General features: G+C 68.1%; 14 protein-coding genes and 1 other annotated feature. Of the genes, 8 read left to right on the top strand and 6 right to left on the bottom strand.

Annotated elements, in window-relative coordinates:
• Positions 1–107: 107 nt before the first annotated feature.
• From SCA01S_RS06770 to SCA01S_RS06755, 4 genes are all read left to right on the top strand, one after another.
• Positions 108–1,211 carry an alpha/beta hydrolase gene (locus tag SCA01S_RS06770; protein ID WP_245652475.1) on the top strand — a complete coding sequence of 368 codons (1,104 nt, stop codon included), beginning with the start codon at positions 108–110 and terminating at the stop codon, positions 1,209–1,211.
• Positions 1,212–1,301: 90 nt separating this feature from the next.
• On the top strand, positions 1,302–2,291 hold the full coding sequence (locus SCA01S_RS06765; RefSeq protein ID WP_062784204.1) for a LacI family DNA-binding transcriptional regulator: 990 nt from the start codon (positions 1,302–1,304) through the stop codon (positions 2,289–2,291).
• Between the two features lie 205 nt (positions 2,292–2,496).
• Complete coding sequence (locus SCA01S_RS06760; RefSeq protein ID WP_062784202.1) at positions 2,497–4,860, top strand: TonB-dependent receptor; 2,364 nt, start codon at positions 2,497–2,499, stop codon at positions 4,858–4,860.
• A 34-nt stretch (positions 4,861–4,894) separates the two neighbouring features.
• Positions 4,895–5,893 (top strand): alpha/beta hydrolase, encoded by a 999-nt coding sequence (locus SCA01S_RS06755; protein ID WP_062784200.1) that lies wholly within the window; start codon positions 4,895–4,897, stop codon positions 5,891–5,893.
• A 1-nt stretch (position 5,894) separates the two neighbouring features.
• Here the strand turns inward: SCA01S_RS06755 and SCA01S_RS06750 are convergent, their stop codons facing one another.
• The 4 genes from SCA01S_RS06750 to SCA01S_RS06735 all read right to left on the bottom strand — a co-directional run bounded on the left by SCA01S_RS06750 (position 5,895) and on the right by SCA01S_RS06735 (position 10,044).
• A complete protein-coding gene (locus tag SCA01S_RS06750; RefSeq protein WP_062784318.1) occupies positions 5,895–7,145 on the bottom strand; it encodes an arsenic transporter in 1,251 nt (416 codons plus the stop codon).
• Between the two features lie 8 nt (positions 7,146–7,153).
• Positions 7,154–8,401, bottom strand: a complete 1,248-nt coding sequence (locus SCA01S_RS06745; RefSeq protein ID WP_062784198.1) for an MFS transporter — start codon at positions 8,399–8,401, stop codon at positions 7,154–7,156.
• Between the two features lie 84 nt (positions 8,402–8,485).
• Entirely contained in the window at positions 8,486–9,352 is an 867-nt protein-coding gene (locus SCA01S_RS06740) for an alpha/beta fold hydrolase (RefSeq protein WP_062784196.1), read from the bottom strand.
• Positions 9,349–10,044 carry a TetR/AcrR family transcriptional regulator gene (locus SCA01S_RS06735; RefSeq protein WP_084390822.1) on the bottom strand — a complete coding sequence of 232 codons (696 nt, stop codon included), beginning with the start codon at positions 10,042–10,044 and terminating at the stop codon, positions 9,349–9,351. Before SCA01S_RS06735 ends, SCA01S_RS06740 begins: the two co-directional genes overlap by 4 nt.
• Positions 10,045–10,153: 109 nt before the next feature.
• Here SCA01S_RS06735 and SCA01S_RS06730 point away from each other — a divergent pair, with 109 nt between their 5' ends.
• Both SCA01S_RS06730 and pip read left to right on the top strand, forming a co-directional pair.
• Positions 10,154–11,416: a spinster family MFS transporter gene (locus SCA01S_RS06730; RefSeq protein WP_062784192.1), complete on the top strand. Its 1,263-nt coding sequence runs from the start codon at positions 10,154–10,156 to the stop codon at positions 11,414–11,416.
• 30 nt (positions 11,417–11,446) lie between these two features.
• On the top strand, positions 11,447–12,391 hold the full coding sequence (pip, locus tag SCA01S_RS06725; protein ID WP_062784190.1) for a prolyl aminopeptidase: 945 nt from the start codon (positions 11,447–11,449) through the stop codon (positions 12,389–12,391).
• Here the strand turns inward: pip and SCA01S_RS06720 are convergent.
• Positions 12,379–15,396, bottom strand: a complete 3,018-nt coding sequence (locus SCA01S_RS06720) for a sensor histidine kinase (protein ID WP_062784188.1) — start codon at positions 15,394–15,396, stop codon at positions 12,379–12,381. The two genes, pip and SCA01S_RS06720, sit on opposite strands and share 13 nt — an antisense overlap.
• Before the next feature lie 106 nt (positions 15,397–15,502).
• Positions 15,503–16,159 (bottom strand): oxygen-insensitive NAD(P)H nitroreductase, encoded by a 657-nt coding sequence (gene nfsB, locus SCA01S_RS06715; RefSeq protein WP_281191319.1) that lies wholly within the window; start codon positions 16,157–16,159, stop codon positions 15,503–15,505.
• Positions 16,160–16,356: 197 nt separating this feature from the next.
• Positions 16,357–16,412, top strand: a sequence feature (sul1 is cis-regulatory element that is thought to sense ions involved in sulfur or methionine metabolism; They are found in Alphaproteobacteria).
• Positions 16,413–16,519: 107 nt separating this feature from the next.
• On the opposite strand from nfsB, the gene SCA01S_RS06710 reads away from it, so the two are divergent.
• Both SCA01S_RS06710 and SCA01S_RS06705 read left to right on the top strand, forming a co-directional pair.
• On the top strand, positions 16,520–17,989 hold the full coding sequence (locus SCA01S_RS06710) for a SulP family inorganic anion transporter (RefSeq protein WP_062784184.1): 1,470 nt from the start codon (positions 16,520–16,522) through the stop codon (positions 17,987–17,989).
• A gap of 46 nt (positions 17,990–18,035) precedes the next feature.
• Positions 18,036–18,368 (top strand): ArsR/SmtB family transcription factor, encoded by a 333-nt coding sequence (locus SCA01S_RS06705; protein WP_022677752.1) that lies wholly within the window; start codon positions 18,036–18,038, stop codon positions 18,366–18,368.
• The last annotated feature ends 8 nt before the right edge of the window (positions 18,369–18,376 follow it).

Here is an 18,376-nt window from a genome sequence, read left to right as displayed (position 1 = left end):
CGGGTGGTGAGCCTTTCAGGATGGCGCTGTTGCGCGTTTGAGTAAACGATTGTGCAAATAGCCGCCTTATGCAAGATGGCATGGCTGCGACGGCGAGGGAGAAGGTGATGATCAACAGACGGTCGGTCTTGCGCCGGGGTGGCGTGGCGCTGGGGGTTGGCCTGGGTGGAATGGGCCTGAGCAGCCTGGGCATCGGCGGGCTGGACTTTGCCAGCGCAGCTGCCGCCGATCCACTGGCCGGCGTCGATCCCGAACTGCGCGCGGGCGCAGCCACTGTCCTGGCCATGGGGGCCAAGCTTTCCCCGTTGACCACCGCGCGGCTGCCGATCCTGCGGGGGGGCGGGGCGGCGATGGCCGGGCCGCTACGCCCCGATGTGCCGGTGGAAGCGCGCAAGATCGCGGTGGGTCCAGGCATTCCCGACGTAACGGTGCAGGTGATCAATGCCAGTAGCGGGGCCGGCAGCCGGGCCAGCGGTGGCCCGCGCCCGGCGATCCTGCACACCCATGGCGGCGGTTTCGTCGCCGGTTCCGCGCTGGCCGAACGCGGCTATCTGCAGGATTTTGCCCACGCGCTCGATTGCGTGATCGTCTCGGTGGAATACACCCTGGCGCCCGAGGCACGGTTTACCCGGTCGGTGGCGGAAACCTATGCCGGGCTGCGCTGGCTGCATGACCAGGCCGAGGCGCTGGGCGTCGATCGGCGGCGGCTGGCGGTGATGGGCGAAAGCGCCGGCGGCGGCCATGCCGCCCTGCTGGCGATGCAGGCGCGCGACCGGGGCGAGGTGCCGCTGGTCTTGCAGGTGCTGACCTATCCCATGCTCGATGATCGCACCGGCAGCACGGTGATGCCGCCTCCGGGCATCGGCAAGCTGGGCTGGGACGCGCAGGCCAATCGCTTTGGCTGGGAGAGTTTCCTGGGCGCCACGCCGGGATCGCGTGCGGTGCCGGCGGCCGGGGTGCCGGCCCGCTGCGCGCGCCTGGCCGGCCTGGCGCCGGCGTTCATCGCGGTGGGCGGGATCGATCTGTTCGTGGATGAAGACATCACTTATGCCCGGCGCCTGACCGATGCCGGCGTGCCGACCGAACTGCTGGTGATCCCCGGCGCCTATCACGGGTTTGACCGCGTGGTGCCCGATGCATCGCCCTCGCGCCGGTTGATCGCGGCGCGGCTGGCGGCCTTGCGCCGCGCGTTTGGCCAGCCGGCGGGATAGGCGCCCGCCTGGGCACAGGCATGGCCTTGCCGTGGGATAGCCGCCGCGCCATGGTGCCGGCGGCAGCGGCGATACGATGAAACGGACCACATGAATCTCAAGCAATTTGCTGAACTGGCAGGGGTTTCCACCGCAACCGCATCCCGCGCGCTGAGCGGGACGGGCCGGGTCAGCGAAGAGACCACCAGCCGGATCGTCGCCCTGGCGGAAAAGCTGGGCTATCAGCCCAACGCAATCGCCCGCAACCTGCGCACCCAGCGCACAATGACGGTGGGCGTGGTGGTGCCAATGGGCCACGATGCGTTGCAGCACCTGTCTGACCCGTTCTTCAACACGATGATCGGCTTCCTCGCCGATGCCCTGGTCGAGCATGGCTATGACCTGCTACTCTCGCGCGTGCTGCCCGATGATGAGCGCTGGCTGGATCGCTATATCGGCACCGGCCGGGTCGATGGCATTCTGGTGATCGGCCAATCGGATCAATACCATGTGATCGAAAGCATGGCCCGCCGCTATCGCCCGATGGTGGTGTGGGGCGGGCAGATGCCAGGGCAGCGCCATTGCGCGGTGGGATCGGACAATTTCCGCGGCGGGCAGATGGCGGCCGAACACCTGATCGCGCGGGGGTGCCGCCTGCTGGCTTTTGCCGGGCCGGGGCTGGGGGTGGAATTTGGCGAGCGCCTGGCCGGGGTGCGCGCCGCGCTGGCCGCTGCCGGCCTGCCGCCGCCGGTGGAACTGCCCTCGCACTTCGAGCCCGATGCCGCCTATCGCGATCTGGCCAAGCACCTGGGCGCGCTCGACAGCATGCCCGACGGCATCGTTGCCGGCGCCGACGTGACGGCCGCCAGCATGCTCAAGGCGCTGGCCGAAATGGGCTGTGACGTGCCGGGCACGATCAAGGTGATCGGCTATGACGGGCTGCCGATCGCCGGGCATCTCGTGCCCGCGCTCACCACGATCGACCAGCACTTGCGCGAAGGGGCGCGGATCATGGTCGATCTGTTGATGCGGCGCATTGCCGGCGAAGACGCGCCCTCGGTGCGGATCGAGCCGCGCCTGCTGGTGCGCCAGTCAACCTGAGCGCAAGCCACCTGACGACAGCCCACCTGACGACGGCCAACGTGACAGCGTGAGACACCCGCCAAGGCGGCCAGAGCAATTTTTGCGCATCGATGCGCAATCGATTGCGCAAACGAAAATGATGGCGTAGGCGTAGCGTCGAATCGCGGACGACCACGCGCCGGCCCGGCCGGTGCAGCGCCGATCCAACCAGGGAGAGAGACACATGATCCATCGCACCATCCTGCTCGGCTCGGCCGGCATCCTGGCTTTGGCCCTGACGGCGCCCACCACCGCCTTGGCGCAGGAAGCCGCCCCGCAGGCCGCGCCCGAGGCAGTGGCCGATACGCCGCCCGCCGAAATCGTCGTTACCGCGCAAAAGAGCAGCGAGCGCATCAGCAAGGCGCCGATCGCCGTCAGCGTCGTCGCGCAGGGCCTGCTCGATCGCCAGGGGCTGACCACCGGCGAACAGCTGGCCACCACGGTGCCTTCGCTCAAGCTGTCGCAGAACGGCTTTGCCATTCGCGGCATCGGCAGCAACAACGGCTTCAGCGGCTATTCCACCGTCGCCACGCAGATCGACGGCATCTACAATCCGTTTTCCGCCGCGCTGACCATGGCGGTGTTCGACGTGGCCTCGATCGAAGTGCTGCGCGGGCCGCAGGGCACGGTCTATGGCCGCAATGCCACGGCCGGCGTCGTCAACATCAATACCGCTGATCCGGGGCGCAACCTGGGTGGCAGCGCCAGCGTGCAGTATGGCCGCTTCAACGATATCCGCGCCCAGGCCGCGATCGACCTGCCGATTGCCGATACGTTCGGCATCCGCATTGCCGCCTTCCATCAGATCAACGACGGCTATGGCCCGCAGTTCAAGACCGACCGCTTTGACAAGACCGATCTCTCGGCCGTGCGCGTCACTGCCAAGTGGGATATCACGCCCAACCTGAGCTGGCGCGTTTCGGGCGCCTATGGCGAGAACAACAGCACCGTGCCGGCGGTCTATCTGCGCAACTACACCTATTACCCCAATGCCGATCTCAAGGCTGGCACGTTTGGCCAGGGCGTGATCGTGCCGAGCGATGCGGTCAATCCCGGCCTCGATCTGGTGACCAACAATCGCCAGGCGGTCAAAAGCTATGACGTGCGCTCGAAGATGGTGTGGCGCGCATCGGGCGCGCTTAGCCTGACCTGGCTGGCTGGCTATTCCGAACTCAAGAACAACGGCGTGACCGCAACCAGCGGCGTATTCTCGCAGGAATACATCAACCAGCGCATGCAGACCTGGTCGCACGAACTGGACGTGAACTATGAAAGCGGGCCGATCAAGCTGGTTGCCGGCGCCTATATCTCGGAAGACAAGCAGCCCTCGGGCCAGCGCCTGCTGCACGCCGGCAACACCGCGCCGGCACCGTTCAACAGCGTGTACAACATCTTTGGCGCCAAGGTGGCCGGCACCGGCAACCAGATTTCCACGATCAGCGCGGTGGACGTGGTCAACACCTATTCGGGCACGGGCAGCCGTTCCAAGGCGCTGTTCGGCCAGGCGACGCTCAAGCCGGTATCGGGCCTGCGCATCAACCTGGGCCTGCGTTCGACCTGGGACAAGGTGTTTTCGCGCGAGCAGCAATTGGTCTGCCAGGGCGACACGGTGACGCGCGCCAATATCAGCTCCACCACCTGCCCGACCTTTGCCCTCGCCTATACCGATGACAGCAACCGCCCGGCGGCCAAGTTCAGCAAGGTGAACTGGAAAGTCGGCTTCGATGCCGACATCACGCCTGACGTGATCGGCTATGCCTCGGTATCGACCGGCTATCGCGGCGGTGGCCTGCAGGCCAGCACCAACCCCGCTGCGTTCCGCCAGTATGCGCCTGAAACCGTGACCAACTATGAAGCGGGCCTGCGCGCCAACCTGCTCAACAACCGCCTGTTCGTGGGCCTTACCGCCTATCAGATGGACTATCGCGACCTGCAGGTTTCGACGATCATCGTCGATCCGGTGCAGGGGCCGATCGCGGTGACGACCAATGCCGCCAAGGCGCGCATTCGCGGGCTGGAGCTGGAAACCACGTTCCGGCCCACCTCGGCCGATCGCTTCTCGGGCTATATCTCGCTGATGGACGCCAAGTTCCGCAGCTTTGCCAATACGCCCGATGGGCTGCTCTATGCCGATACGATGTACAACATCTTTGCGCCGCTCCTGGGCTATGCGCCAATCAATGCCGCCACGACCGACAACACCGGCAAGCGCCTGCCCAATGCCCCGACGTTCAGCGCGCGCGCCAGCTATGGCCACACGTTCACATTTGCCTCTGGCGCCAAGATCACGCCGGCGGTGGATTTCTATTACCAGACCCACAGCTATGCCACGGCGCAGAACATCGCGCAGGGCCTGATCGATGGCTATACCAAGACCGACCTCAACCTGCAGTTCGACGAGGCCAGCGGCCACGCCTATGTCAACCTGTTCGTCAACAATCTGGAAGATCGCCGCATTCCCACGCTGGTGACGCCGGTGTGGAGTTCGACCACGGCAAGCTATGCGCCGCCGCGCACCTATGGCATTCGCATCGGCTTCAAGTATTGACGCTGGAAAGCGCGAACGTGCGAAGGGAAGGGCGATGGACCATGCAATCAACCGGCGGGGCATGCTGGGCCTGTTGGGGGGCGCCATGATGGCCGGTTCGTTTGCCGATGCCGCGGCGGGCCATGCGCGCGCGCCGCTGCAAACCCCGATCGGGGCGAGCGCCCTGCCGCCGGCGTGGCAGGTGGCAGAGGCCGTGCCGCTGTGGCAGGGGCGCGTGGCGCCGGGTGGAACCTTTCACCCGGTGGCGCGCGCGGCCGATCTGGCCGCCACGTTCGTGACCGACGTGGCCGCGCCGGAACTGCGCGTGTTCCGTCCGCAACACGGCAATGGCCGCGCGCTGCTGGTCATTCCGGGCGGCGCCTATACCTTCGTTTCGGTGCGCAACGAAGGGGTGGACGTGGCCGCGCGGTTTACCGCGCTGGGCTATACCGTGTTCGTGCTGGTCTATCGCCTGCCCGGCGAAGGCTGGACCCCGCGCGCCGATGTGCCGCTGGCCGATGCCCAGCGCGCGATGCGGCAGATCCGCGCCTTGGCCGGCACACACGGGTTTGATCCGGCGCAGGTGGCGGCGATCGGCTTTTCCGCTGGTGGCCATCTCGCCGCCTCGCTGCTGACCGGGTATGACGAGGCCTTGTTCGCGCCGGGCGATGCGATCGATCGTCTGGATGCACGGCCGGCCTGCGGCGTGCTGGTCTATCCGGTGATCGCGATGGAGCCGCCCTATACCCACGCGTATTCGTGCAGCCGCTTGCTGGGCGATCATCCCGATGCGGCGCTGATCGCGCGGCGATCGCCGGCGCGCCATGTTGGCGCGCAGACGCCGCCGGTGATGCTGGCGCATTCGTTCGATGATCCGGCCGTGCCATGGCAAAACAGCACGCTGTTCATCGAAGCGATGCAGGCCGCCCACCGCCCGGTGGAGGCGCATTTCTTTGAAGAAGGCGGCCACGGCTTTGGCACTGGCCCGGCCAACGCGCCGGCCGGGCAGTGGACAAACCTGGCCGCAAGCTGGCTGGACCGCCAACTGGGCTAAGCTAGGCCAGGAACACCCGGCACAGCAGCGCGAGGGCGAGGGCAGGCGGCATCGCGATCAGGCCCAGCTTGAAAAACGTGGCAAAGCCCACGTCTTCGCCTTCGCGCCGGATCACCTGCAGCCACAGGATCGTGGCGAGCGAGCCGGTGATCGACAGGTTGGGCCCAAGATCGACGCCGATCAGCAGGGCATCGACGACCACGCGCGGCGGATGCGCCAGCGCCACCGTACCGGCCGCGACCAGCCCGGCGGGCAGGTTGTTCATGATGTTGCACACAAACGCCAGCACCGTGCCGGCGGCCAGCGCCGTCGTTGCCGGCTGGGCCGTGGCCTGCGACAGCATCCGCGCCAAGGCGCCGATCGCGCCGGTGCGGTCCACCGCCTCTACCACCACGAACAGGCCCGCCACCAGCGGCAGCACGCCCCAGGACACGTGGCGCGCCAGGCCCAACGGCGATTGCCGCGCGAACAGCGATACGCCGATGGCGCAGGCGAGGCCCGCCACGGCCGTTGGCAGGCCCAGCGGGCGATCGAGCGCCGAGGCGGCGAGCAGCACGCCGGCGGTCAGCACAATGGCCAGCACCGCCGCCTTGCCCGCGCGCGACAGGGCGGGCCGCTCCACCACGGCAGCGCAAGTGCCGGCCAGATCGCGGCGGAAATACCAGCGCAGCACGGCATAGGTGGCGCCGATCGCGGCCAGCGAGGGCAGGGCAAAGGCCGCCAGCCAAGGCCCCAGCGGCGGCATGTGCCCGCCATAGAGCACGAGGTTGGCGGGGTTGGAGATGGGTAGCACGAAGCTGGCGGCATTGGCGATCAGCGCGCAGGCAAACAGCAGCGGCAAAGGCTCTGCCCGCGCCTTGCGCGCCACGGCAAAGACCGCCGGGGTCAGCACCACGGCGGTGGCATCGTTGGACAGGAACACGGTGACCACCGCGCCAGTGGCATAGACCAGCGTGAACAGCCGCGCGCGCGATCCGCCGGCGTGGTTGACGGCGGCCGCCGCCACCCAGTCAAACACGCCGTGCTGGCGCGCCGCCTCGCTCAGCAGCATCATGCCGGTCAGGAACAGGTAAACGTCGAGCCCCTTGGCCACGGCGGCGCCGGCGGCGGGCAGGGGCATCAGTCCGGTCAGTACCAGCAGCGCGGCGCCGCTGGCGGCCCAGATCCATTCGGGCCAGCGCATCGGGCGCGCGATCACGCCGGCAGTGGCAAGGCTGGCTATCGCCCAGATGGCGCCGGTTGCAGTTGGCATCGACGCCGTCATGGCCGGCCCGCGCCGGCCGCGCAAGCCGGGCGCAGTGTGCCGGCAAAGCCTATCCACAGCGCCAGGCTGGCGAGGGCAAAGCCGCCGAGAATGAAGAACGTGGCGTGATAGCCCAGCATCTGTGCCAGCCAGCCGCCGATCGCGGGAGAGAGGCTGGCGCCCACGCCCTGCACGGTCATCACCGCGCCCTGACCCACGTTGACGCGGCCCGTGCCATCGAGCAGGCAGGCGATCAGGCCCGGCACCGCCACGCTCTGCAGGCCCGCGCCAATGCCGTCGAGCGCCTGGACCGGCCACACGCCCCAGTGTTCGATAAAGGCGCCGGCAAGCAGCCCGCGCAGTGGCAGCGCCGCGAACGACACCAGCAGTACCAGCCAATAGCCGCGCTGATGCGCCAGCTTCATCGCCGCGAGGCTGGCCACGATCATCACCGCCTGGGCCACCATCACCGTGGTGGCGGTGAACATGGCCGGATCGCCCTTGCCCATGCCCACCACCGCCATGCCATAAAGCGGCAGCATCGCCCCGTTGCCGAGGTGAAAGCAGGCGAGCGCGGCGGCGAGGATCAGCAGCGGCTTGTTCGACAGCAGTTCACGAAAGCCCTCGGCCTGGCCATTGGCGGTGGCCTGGTGTTCCGGTTCCAGCCCGCGCGCGGCGCGGTGATCGATCGCGCGTTCGGGGATCGAGAGCACGGCGGTGATCGCCAGGACGCCGAACGCTGCCGCCAGAAAGAAGATCGCCGGCATGCCAAAGCGCCAGCCAAGCCAGCCGGACAGCCCGGCGCCGACCAGATTGCCGGCATGGTTCCACGCCTGGTTGCGGCCGTTCTGCGCGTTGAAGCCGCGTTGCCGTACTACGCCCAGGGTAATCCCCGCCACGGCCGGGCCGATCGCCGCGCCGGCAATCGCGGTGGCGACCTGGCTGCCGGCGACAACCAGGAACGCCTGCGACCACAAGAGCAGGAACGAGGCAAGCACGGTGCAGATGCCGGTGATCACCACCACCCAGCGCTTGTGCGCGGTGTGATCGATAAAGGCGCCGGCCGGCACGGTCATGGCCATGCCGGCAATGCCGCCGGCGGTCATCACCGTGCCGATCGGCCCCGTCTGCCAGCCGCGCTGCTGCAGGAACACGCCGAGGAACGGGCCGATGCCGGCCTGCATATCAGCCATGAAGAAATTGAGCGCCTGCAGGGCGCGGGTTGCGCGCCGCCGATCGGCATTGTCCGTTGCTGCTGCGCCCACGCCCTTAACCCTTTGAACCCGCTTTGGCTGGTGAACTCTGCCGTGGCGGGATGTTTCCCTGGCAATGGGGGCATGGGGTGCGGCTTAGGGCAGGGTGGCGAAAAAGGCTTCCAGCGCGGCGAGGCTGTCTGGCTCGTCCATCATCGGGGCGTGGCCGATGCCGGCAATGGCGGCGAGCCGGGCCTGCGGCTTGCCGGCAACCATGGCCTGGGCCACGGCTTCATCCAGCAGATCGGTGGCCGTGCCGCGCAGCACCAGGACCGGGCGATCCTGGGCAAAGGCATGCCATTTGCCCCAGGGATCGGGATCGGCCACGATCTTGCCAAAGGCCTGGGCGATGGCCGGATCGTAATCCGCCACGATCGCGCTGCCATCCTCGCGGAACAGGCGGCGGGCCATGGCCAGCCAGTCTGCCGCGCGATAGTGGGGAAAGACATCGGCGTTGAGCGTGGCGCAGGCCTTGGCCGCATCGTCCCACGTGGCGATAGCGCCACCCTTGCCGACATAGCCGGCAATGCGCGCGAGGCCGCGCGGGGACAGTTCCGGGCCGATATCGTTGATGACGGCGGCCGCGACGCGGGCGGGGGCGTGGGTGGCGAGGGCCACCGTGATCAGCCCGCCCATCGACGTGCCGATAAACACCGCGCGGGCAAGCCCCAAGCCATCGAGCAGGGCGCAGACATCGGCCACATATGTGTCCACGTCATAGCGCTGCGCCGGATCGCGCGCTGAAAGCCCGCGCCCGCGCATGTCGAGCGCCAGCACCCGGCGCCCCCGCGCGGCGAGCCACGGGGCGAGTGCCTCGAAATCGCGGGAATTGCGCGTCAGGCCGTGCAGGCACACCACCGGCAGCCGCGCCGGGCCGGGCGCTGCGGCATAATCCCGGCCCGACAGCGCCAGCCCATCGGGCGATGTCCACTGGCGCAGGGCGAACGGCGCAGAACCCGTCACGCGCGTTCCTCCCCGCTGGCACTTGGCGATGACAGGCCATGGGCGAGCAGGCGTCCGGCCTCCTGCACCACGGCTTCGGGGGCCTCATCGCCCCACACGCCAAAGCGCAGGCCGAGGAACACGTTCATGCCCATGATCGCCCAGGCGCGCACTTCGCTGTCGCCTGCGCTGATCTCGCCGCGCTGGGCGGCTGCTTCGAGCCGGGCGGCGATGCGCGCGGCCGAATTGGTGTAGTGCTCGCGATAGGCGGCCGGATCGACGAATTCGGATTCATCGATGATCCGGTAGATCTCCTTGTGCTGGCGCACGAAGTTCAGATAGGCGAGCTGGCCGGCGCTTTCGGCGGCAAGCTGGTTGGGCGCGGCGGCAATGCTGGGGCCGACGAAATCCTTCACCTGCCCCGAAAGATCGCGCACCAGCGCCTGGAAGATCGCTTCCTTGCTGTCAAAATAGACGTAGAAGCTGCCGGTGGCGACGCCGGCGCGCGCGGTGATCTGGCTGATCGCGGCATCGTGAAAGCCCTTTTCGCCAAACTCTTCGGCCGCCGCATTGAGCAGCGCGCGCAGCGTACGCCGGCCGCGCTCGGTCTTGGGCACCTTGGACGGGCGGGGCGCTGGTGCTGCCGCCGCGGCATCGGGCTGCGGTGCCGCCGTGGCGGAGGAAGGCGCGGGAGAAGTCCGGGTTTCAGCCATGAGCAGCCAGTTCTAATTTGAAGAGTGATTCATTTTTCACTAGTATGCCGGAACCGGCCGGCAGCGCAAGGTACAGCCAAGTCCACGCCGCGCTCAATGGGAGAGACGAATGCCACCTGCGCCAGAATCGCACGATAGCTTGCCCTTGCTGCGCCGCCCGGCGTTCGTGCTGGCGATGCTGCTGGTGGTCTATACGTTCAATTTCATCGATCGGCAGATCCTGGGCATTCTCGCCGGGCCGATCAAGGCCGATCTGGGCCTGAGCGACACCCAGCTCGGCGCGCTGGGCGGCTTTGCCTTTGCCCTGCTCTATTCCACCATGGGTCTGCCGCTGGCCTGGCTGGCCGATCGGCGCGGGCGCACGCGGGTGATTGCGGCCTCGCTGGCGGTGTGGAGCGCGTTTACCGCGCTGTGCGGCATGGTTTCGGGCTTTTGGGCGATGTTTGCCTGCCGGCTGGGGGTGGGGGTGGGCGAGGCCGGCGGCGTAGCGCCATCCTATGCGCTGATTTCCGATACCTTTCCGCCGCAGCGGCGGGCACGCGCACTGGCGATCTATTCGCTGGGCATCCCGCTGGGATCGGCAGCGGGCATCCTCTTGGGTGGCTATGTCGCGGCGGCGGTGAACTGGCGCGCGGCGTTCCTGGCGGTGGGCCTGGCCGGCCTGGCATTCACCCCGCTGTTTGCCTGGGCCGTGCGCGATCCGCGCCGTCCGCAAGCGGGGGAAGCGCCGGCGATGCGCGCGGTTCTGGCGATCCTGGCGCGCAAGCGCAGTTTCTGGCTGCTGGCGCTGGGCGCGGCATCGTGTTCGATGATGGGCTATGGCCTGGCGTTCTGGCTGCCTTCGCTGATGCGCCGCTCGTTTGCCCTGGGCCTGGTCGAAACCTCGCAGTTCTTTGGCCTGCTGCTGCTGGTGGGCGGCTCTGCCGGGGTGATGGCCGGGGGCGTGCTGGCCGATTGGCTGGGCACGCGCAGCCGCGCCGCCTATGCCCGTGTGCCCGCGCTGGCGTTCCTGGCCGGGGTGCCGCTGTTCGTCGCCGGGCTCCATGCCGGCAGCGCCGCGCTGGCGTTCTGGCTGTTCCTGTTGCCCCAGGCGCTGGTCTATATCTGGCTCGGCCCGATCCTGACCGCGGTGCAGCACCTGGTGCCCGCACCGATGCGCGCTACGGCCTCTGCCGCGTTCCTGCTGATCAACAACCTGATCGGCGTGGGCCTGGGGTCGCTGACCATCGGCAAGCTGTCTGACCTGCTCACGCCGCATTTCGGCAACGATGCGCTTCGCCAGGCGATCCAGATCGGCCTGGGCTTCTACCTGCTCGCGGCCGTGCTGATGCTGGCAGGCGCGCGCCATCTGGCGCGGGAATGGGTGGATTGATTTTGCCGCGCCACGGCGCAACATAGGCCGATGTTGCGCACGCTCTATCCCCCGATCGAACCCTATGAAACCGGCACGCTCGATACCGGCGAGGGGCATGTCATCGCCTATGAACGCTGCGGCACGCCCGGCGCGACGCCGGCGGTGTTCCTGCATGGCGGGCCGGGCGGTGGCATCTCGCCCACCCACCGGCGCCTGTTCGACCCGGCGCGCTATGACGTGCTGCTGTTCGACCAGCGCGGCTGTGGCCGCTCCACTCCCCATGCCGGGCTTGAGGCGAACACCACCTGGCACCTGGTGGCCGATATCGAGCGGCTGCGCGAGATGGTCGGCGCGCAGCAGTGGCTGGTGTTCGGAGGCTCGTGGGGCTCCACCCTGGCGCTCGCCTATGCCCAGGCGCATGTCGACCGCGTCAGCGCGATGGTGTTGCGCGGCATCTATCTGTGTTCGCAGGCAGAGCTGGACTGGTTCTATCAGTTCGGCGTGTCGCAGATGTTCCCGGAAAAGTATGCCCGCTTTGTCGCGCCGATCCCGCCTGCGGAACGCGGCGACATGCTGGGCGCCTATTACCGCCGCCTGACCAGCGGGCCGATGGAAGAGCGCATTGCCGCCGCGCGGGCGTGGAGCCTCTATGAAGGCGAGACGATCACCCTGCTGCCCGATGCGGCCAACAGCGCGCAGCACGATGATGGCCATTTCGCCCTGGCCTTTGCCCGCATCCAAACCCACTATTTCACGCATGGCTGCTGGCTGGAGCCGGGGCAACTGCTCGCCGGGGCAGAGCGGCTGCGCCATATCCCCGCCACGATCGTGCATGGCCGTTATGACATGCCGTGCCCGGCGCACTATGCCTGGGCGCTGCACCAGGCCTGGCCCGAGGCGGAGTTTCACCTGGTTGAAGGGGCGGGCCACGCCTTTTCCGAACCGGGTATTCTCGATCAGCTGATCCGCGCCACCGATCGCTACGCGCGATAGGCGCGGCGGCCGGGCACCTGCAACTGCACCACCACGCCGCCGGTGGCGCCGTTGCGGATTTCGATCCGCGCGCCCAGCGTGGCGGCGCGTTCACGCATGCCGACCAAGCCGAAATGGCCCGCCGCGCCTTGCATCGCGCCGGTAAAGCCGACGCCATCATCGCTGATCCGCAGGGTGAGCATGCGGCGGCCGTGATGCAGGGCGATGGTTATGGTCTGGGCCTGGGCATGGCGGCGGGCATTGGCCACCGCTTCGTGGGCGATCGCCACGCACTCCTCGGCCACGGCGATCGCCACCGTGCGCGGCTTGCCACTGCAGCGCAGGATCACGGGCGGCACATGGCCATCGCTGCATAGCGGCGCCAGCGCGCGCGCCAGATCGACGGCATCGGGCGCCGGGGAGCGCAAGTCGATCACGCGGTCGCGCGCGGCGGCAACCACGTCATCGCCGCGTTCGAGCGCGGCATCGAGTTCGGCCCGCGTGGTGCGATCGAGTGCGCCGCGCGCGGCCACGGCCTGAAACCGCAGGATCAGGCCCTGCACCCCTTGCAGCAGGGTATCGTGCAATTCGCGCGCGATGCGCTCGCGCTCGGCGATCTGCCCCTCGCGCTTGGCCTTGGCGCGCGCGATCAGCACGCGGGTGCGCTGGCGATAGAGCGCCTGGGCCACGAACAGCACCAGCGCGGCGACGGCGAGGCGAAACCAGGTGGTCTGCCAGAATGCCGCGCGAATGGTGAAGATCAGCGCGGCGCCCTGCGGCTGCCAGGCGCCCTCGCGGTCGGTGGTCTGCACGTCAAAGCGATAGGTGCCGGGCGCCAGGTTGGCATAGGAGATGTCTTGCGCGGTGCCATTGGCCACCCAGCCATCGTCCAGCCCGCCAAGCCGCACGCGAAAGCGCCGCTGCGCCGGGGTGGCGAGATCGAGTACGCCATAGCGGATGGTCACCTGCGTCGTCCCCACCGGCAGCGCCAGGCCCGGCCGCGCTGGCCATTCGTGGCCATTGGCGCCCAGCGCGCGTACGAACAGCGAAAAGCGGGTTTCGGGCAGGGGATTGGCCCAGGGCAATGCTTCAAGCACGCCTTGGCGGGTGAGGGCAAAGACGCGATCCTGCCCATCGCGCACGATCTGTTCGCCCGAACCGGATTGGGGCAGGGCAATGCGGCGATCGTCATCATCAAACGTGACGTGCGGGATCGGCCGCATCGGGTTGGCAAAGGCTTGGGTGAGCGCGGCGGTGCTGACCCGCGACAGGCCGTGATAGCCGATCAGCCAGGTCTGGCCAGCGGCGGTGGACACCACCCCGCGCGTATCGAACAGCCAGGGATGATCGCGCGCGTCGAGGATCTGCACGCCCTTGTCATCCAGGCGCAGCAGGCCGGTGGTGCCGCCTATCAGCACATCGTCAGCGCGCACGCTGAGCGTGCCGGGCCGCTCGAACCCGATCTTGCTGCCATCCCAGGTGCTGAGCGCGCCATGATCGAGCCGGGCGATGGTGCGCCGATCGAGGATCATGACCAGGCGCCCCTGCCGGTCGAAGGCCAGGCTTTGCGGCTGGCCGAGCCGGGGGTCGAGCGCCACCGGTTCCAGCCGTGCCCCCACCTGGTGCAACAACCCCAGGCCGCTGGGCGAAAGCCACAGCGCGCCACTGGCATCGGCGGCGCAATCCTTCACTTCCAGCACGTGCCGGGGCAGGGGAAGCGTCTGGCCACGGTGCGGCCCGGCCACCACCTGGGCATGATCCGGGCTGATCGCCCAGACATCGCCATTGGCGCCCGCACACAGGCCCATGACCCACGGTGGCACCTGGGCCAGCGCGCGCGGCGCCTGGCCGGGATCGATCTGGTATACCGCCGCATCGTTGGCAAGATAGACACGGCCACCCTGGGCCGTGGCCAGGAGACCGCTGCCGCCGCGCGGCGCCATATTCGGCAGCACGCGCAGCGGTGAGGGAGAAAACCGGTCAAGCCCGCGCTCTGTCCCCACCCAGACATTGCCATCGCGATCAGCCAGGATCGGAGATGCGCGATCAGAGGTCAGGCCCTGCTCTTCGCCGATCCGCTCCACCGCGCCACTGCGCGGCCAGATCGCCACCAGGCCCGAAATCGCGGTGGTGGCCCAGATCCGCCCGAACGGATCGGCTACGGCGCGATAGAAGTTGGCCGATGGCAGCGCGGTGCCCGGCACGACAAGCCGAGCGGCGGCGCCGCGATCCGGCACGCGGCGCAGACCGTGGGAATCGATCAGATAGAGCGCATCGTCGGGCGTCTGCATCATGGCGCCGCCGCCCGACACGGTGAGCGGCACCGCCATGGGGCGAAACGGGCCAGGCCCAATCGGCCAGCGGAACGGCTGCCCGCCCCAGGTGACGAACCACATATCCCCCTGGCGCGAAAGCAACTGCGGTTCGGCCTCGTTGGTGTCGAACGTGGGGGCGATCATCGCCTGCCAACCGGCGGCGGTGTGGCGATAGACCGCGTGCTCGCCATCGCCCACCGCGATCCACGGCTCGCCATCCGGGCCGATCGTGATGCTGGTGATTTCGGCGGCATCGCCGGGGCGGCCGGCATCGTGCAGGCGCCCGTCGCGATAGACCGCCACGCCGCCGCGCCCGGCATAGCCCAGCCAGATGCTGCCATCGGGCGCGGCGGCCAGTGCGCTGACGGCGGTGGCGGCGCGGGGATGGCCGGGCGGCGGCGGCACCGCCTCGAACGTGGTGCCATCGAAGCGGAACAGCCCTTCGACGCTGCCCACCCACAGGAAGCCATCCCGGTCTTGCGCCAGGGATTGCACAAAGCGCGGGGCATGATCGCGCGCGGTCCAGCTGCGATGCTGCCAGGCCGGCGGTGGTGCGGGTGGCGGTGCGGGCTGCTGGGCCGCGTGGGGCTGGACCGTCACTGGCGGGGCGCCCGCGCCGGACGCCGCCAGGCCTGCCAGGCCGCAGAGCGCGAACAGCACCACGGCGCCGCCGCGCCAGAGGGGGAAAAGTTTGCCTTGCGTGTGTGTCATGCCCGGTCGCCGTCCATCGGCAATCGCGGGCGCTTGCGCAAGGGTGTGTGTAAAAGCCTGCGCGCCGGGGCTTGCCCCAGCGCGCAGGCTTTTACCGCCCGCTCACTCAGACGCGGGTGATGATCGTTTCGATCGGCAGGCGCGACTTGGGCAGGCGGCCGTTGTAATCGGCATCCTTGTCGGCATAGCCCAGCGCGACCACGAACAGGCTGGTGAAGCCCTTGTCCCGCAGGCCGAATTCAGCGTCGAGCAGGCGCGTGTCGATCCCTTCCATCGGCGTGGCATCGATGCCCAGCGTGGCCGCGCCCAGCAGGAACTGCCCGAGATTGAGATAGACCTGCTTGTCCAGCCAGTGCTGCTGGTCGCGCGTGTCGAACTTGTGGATGCCCGAAAAGGTGATGCGCCCGCCATTGGCGCGCGCCTTCATCCCTTCGGGATCGGCGGCAAAGCGGCCATCAGCCTCTTCCTGGGCGGTAATGCGGGCGATGTGTTCGGCGCTGGCATCGATCAGGCTGGCAAAGACCACCACGTGCGAGGCATCGCGGATGGCCTTGGCATTGAAGGCAAAGCGTTCCTGCGCGGCCTTGGCCACGCGTTCCTTGCCTTCGTCCGTGCCGGCCACGATGAAGTGCCAGGGCTGGAGATTGGTGCTCGACGGGCTGAAGCGCAGCAGGTTTTCCAGCGTTTCGATATCAGCGTCGCTGATGCGGCGCGTGGGGTCATAGGCCTTGGCCGTGTGGCGACGGCGGGCGGTAGCAAGAATGTCGGACAGGGGAAATTCTCCTGGGGCTGGGCAGCCGGGCAGCGGGCGCCCGGCGGGGTGTCAGCCCGCGTTATGGGTATTGCCCACGGCATATTCCATGGCCTTTGGGGCAGGCCCGATCAGATCGGGCCATGATTTTTTCTCTGCACGCAGGGCATTGCCCTGGGCGCCGCGCGGCGATAGGGAGGCGCCAATCGCATGGACCCGGTGCAACCCCGGGTGGCTATTCCGGCCGCCAATCCGCCGGACAATGCTTGTCGCCGGGGCGCTTTCAGCCCTGTGGCCGGCCGTTGGCAGCCCCTGCTGCCCGCCAGATCGGCCGCCTGATCGCCCGTTGCGACCTCCTCGGTTTTTTACAGCATGAACAACAGCAGTTTTGCGCGCTATCGCGCCGAATGGTGGGACAGCGCCACCAGCGCCCGGCGCGACATCCTTGCCGGCATGGTCGGCACCTTTGCGCTTATTCCAGAGGTTATCGCCTTTTCCTTCGTCGCCGGGATCGACCCGGAAGTGGGGCTGTTCGCCTCGTTCGTGATCGGCATCGTCATTGCCTTTGCCGGTGGGCGCCCTGCGATGATTTCGGGCGCGGCAGGCTCTGTCGCGCTGGTTGCAGCAGCGTTGGTGCATGCCCACGGCCTGCCCTATCTGCTGGCCGCCACGCTGCTCGCCGGCGTTTTCCAGATCGTGTTCGGGCTGCTCAAGCTCGACGTGCTGATGCGCTTCGTTTCGCGTTCGGTGCGGACAGGCTTTGTCAACGCGCTCGCCATCCTGATCTTTTCGGCGCAGGTGCCGCAGATGCTCGATGTGACGTGGCATACTTATGCCCTCATCGCGGCTGGCCTGGCGATCATCTATCTGGCGCCGCGCATCACCACGGCGATCCCCTCGCCGCTGATCTGCATCGTGGCCTTGACCGCGATCAGCATGGCGTTTCCCATGCCGGTCCACACCGTGGCCGACCTCGGCCGCCTGCCTGCCACTCTGCCCTCGCTGACCTGGCCCGGCGTGCCGATGGCGTGGGAAACGCTGCGCATCGTCATGCCCTATGCCCTGGCGGTGGCGGCGGTGGGCCTGCTCGAATCGATGATGACCGCCAGCGTGGTCGATGATCTGACTGAAACATCGAGCAGCAAGGCGCGCGAGTGCACCGGCCTGGGCCTGGCCAATCTTGCCGCCGGGCTGTTTGGCGGCATTGCCGGGTGCGGCATGATCGGCCAGACGGTGGGCAATGTGCGCTATGGTGGCCGCGGGCGGCTGTCCACGCTGGTTGCCGGGGTGTTCCTGCTCGTCGTGATGGTGCCGCTGCGCCCGTGGGTGGCGCAAGTGCCGGTCGCGGCCCTGGTGGCGATCATGATCATGGTGTCGATCAGCACGTTTTCGTGGGGCTCGATCCGCGATCTGGCGCGCCATCCCAAGGTTTCGGGCGTGGTCATGGTCGCCACCGTGCTGGTGACCGTGGCCACCCACGATCTTGCCGCCGGTGTTGCCGTGGGCGTGCTGTTGAGCGGGGTGTTCTTTGCCTTCAAGGTGACGCGGATGATGGAAGTGCGCGACAGCTATGACGCGGCCAGCGATACCCGCACCTATGTCGTGACGGGCCAGGTGTTCTTTGCCAGCGCGGATATCTTTGCCGACCGGTTTGACCTGCGCGATGATGCCAGGCGCGTGCGGATCGACCTGACCGCCAGCCACTTGTGGGACGTCACCGCCGTGGGCGCGCTGGAAGACGTGGTTTCCAAGATGCGCCATCATGGCATCGCGGTGGAACTGATCGGGCTGAACCAGGCCAGCGCCATCCTGGTCGATCGCCTGGCGCCGGCGATTTCCTAGCGCACCGGGACTGGTCAACGCGAAACATATCCATTAATCTGGATATATGGATAGTGATTCGGCCATAGCGGCGCTGGGTGCCTTGGCGCAGGGCACGCGGCTGGACGTGTTTCGCGTGCTGGTGCGGCACGAGCCGGCCGGGCTGGCAGCGGGCGAAATCGCCCGCCTGCTCGGCGTGCCGCAAAACACCATGTCGGCGCATCTGGGCATCCTCGCCCGCGCCGGGCTGGTGCAGTCACAACGGCAAGGGCGCACGATCGTCTATCGGGCAGACCTTGATGGCCTGCGCGCCGTGATGCTGTTCCTGGTCACCGATTGCTGCGCGGGCAATGCCGCGCTGTGCGCGCCGCTGGTCGCCGCGCTATCCCCCTGTTGCTGAAAGGATCT

Source organism: Novosphingobium capsulatum NBRC 12533 (genome assembly GCF_001598375.1).
Classification (GTDB): Bacteria; Pseudomonadota; Alphaproteobacteria; order Sphingomonadales; family Sphingomonadaceae; genus Novosphingobium; species Novosphingobium capsulatum.
Note: the sequence above shows the minus strand (reverse complement) of the source record. Positions and strands in the feature narration are given on the sequence as shown.

Excerpts from the sequence above, each read along its gene's own strand:
- SCA01S_RS06770 (WP_245652475.1), top strand. The coding sequence starts at position 108 with ATGATCAACAGACGGTCGGTCTTGCGCCGGGGTGGCGTGGCGCTGGGG.
- SCA01S_RS06765 (WP_062784204.1), top strand. The coding sequence starts at position 1,302 with ATGAATCTCAAGCAATTTGCTGAACTGGCAGGGGTTTCCACCGCAACC.
- SCA01S_RS06760 (WP_062784202.1), top strand. The coding sequence starts at position 2,497 with ATGATCCATCGCACCATCCTGCTCGGCTCGGCCGGCATCCTGGCTTTG.
- SCA01S_RS06755 (WP_062784200.1), top strand. The coding sequence starts at position 4,895 with ATGGACCATGCAATCAACCGGCGGGGCATGCTGGGCCTGTTGGGGGGC.
- SCA01S_RS06750 (WP_062784318.1), bottom strand. The coding sequence starts at position 7,145 with ATGCCAACTGCAACCGGCGCCATCTGGGCGATAGCCAGCCTTGCCACT.
- SCA01S_RS06735 (WP_084390822.1), bottom strand. The coding sequence starts at position 10,044 with ATGGCTGAAACCCGGACTTCTCCCGCGCCTTCCTCCGCCACGGCGGCA.
- SCA01S_RS06730 (WP_062784192.1), top strand. The coding sequence starts at position 10,154 with ATGCCACCTGCGCCAGAATCGCACGATAGCTTGCCCTTGCTGCGCCGC.
- pip (WP_062784190.1), top strand. The coding sequence starts at position 11,447 with ATGTTGCGCACGCTCTATCCCCCGATCGAACCCTATGAAACCGGCACG.
- SCA01S_RS06720 (WP_062784188.1), bottom strand. The coding sequence starts at position 15,396 with ATGACACACACGCAAGGCAAACTTTTCCCCCTCTGGCGCGGCGGCGCC.
- SCA01S_RS06710 (WP_062784184.1), top strand. The coding sequence starts at position 16,520 with ATGAACAACAGCAGTTTTGCGCGCTATCGCGCCGAATGGTGGGACAGC.
- SCA01S_RS06705 (WP_022677752.1), top strand. The coding sequence starts at position 18,036 with ATGGATAGTGATTCGGCCATAGCGGCGCTGGGTGCCTTGGCGCAGGGC.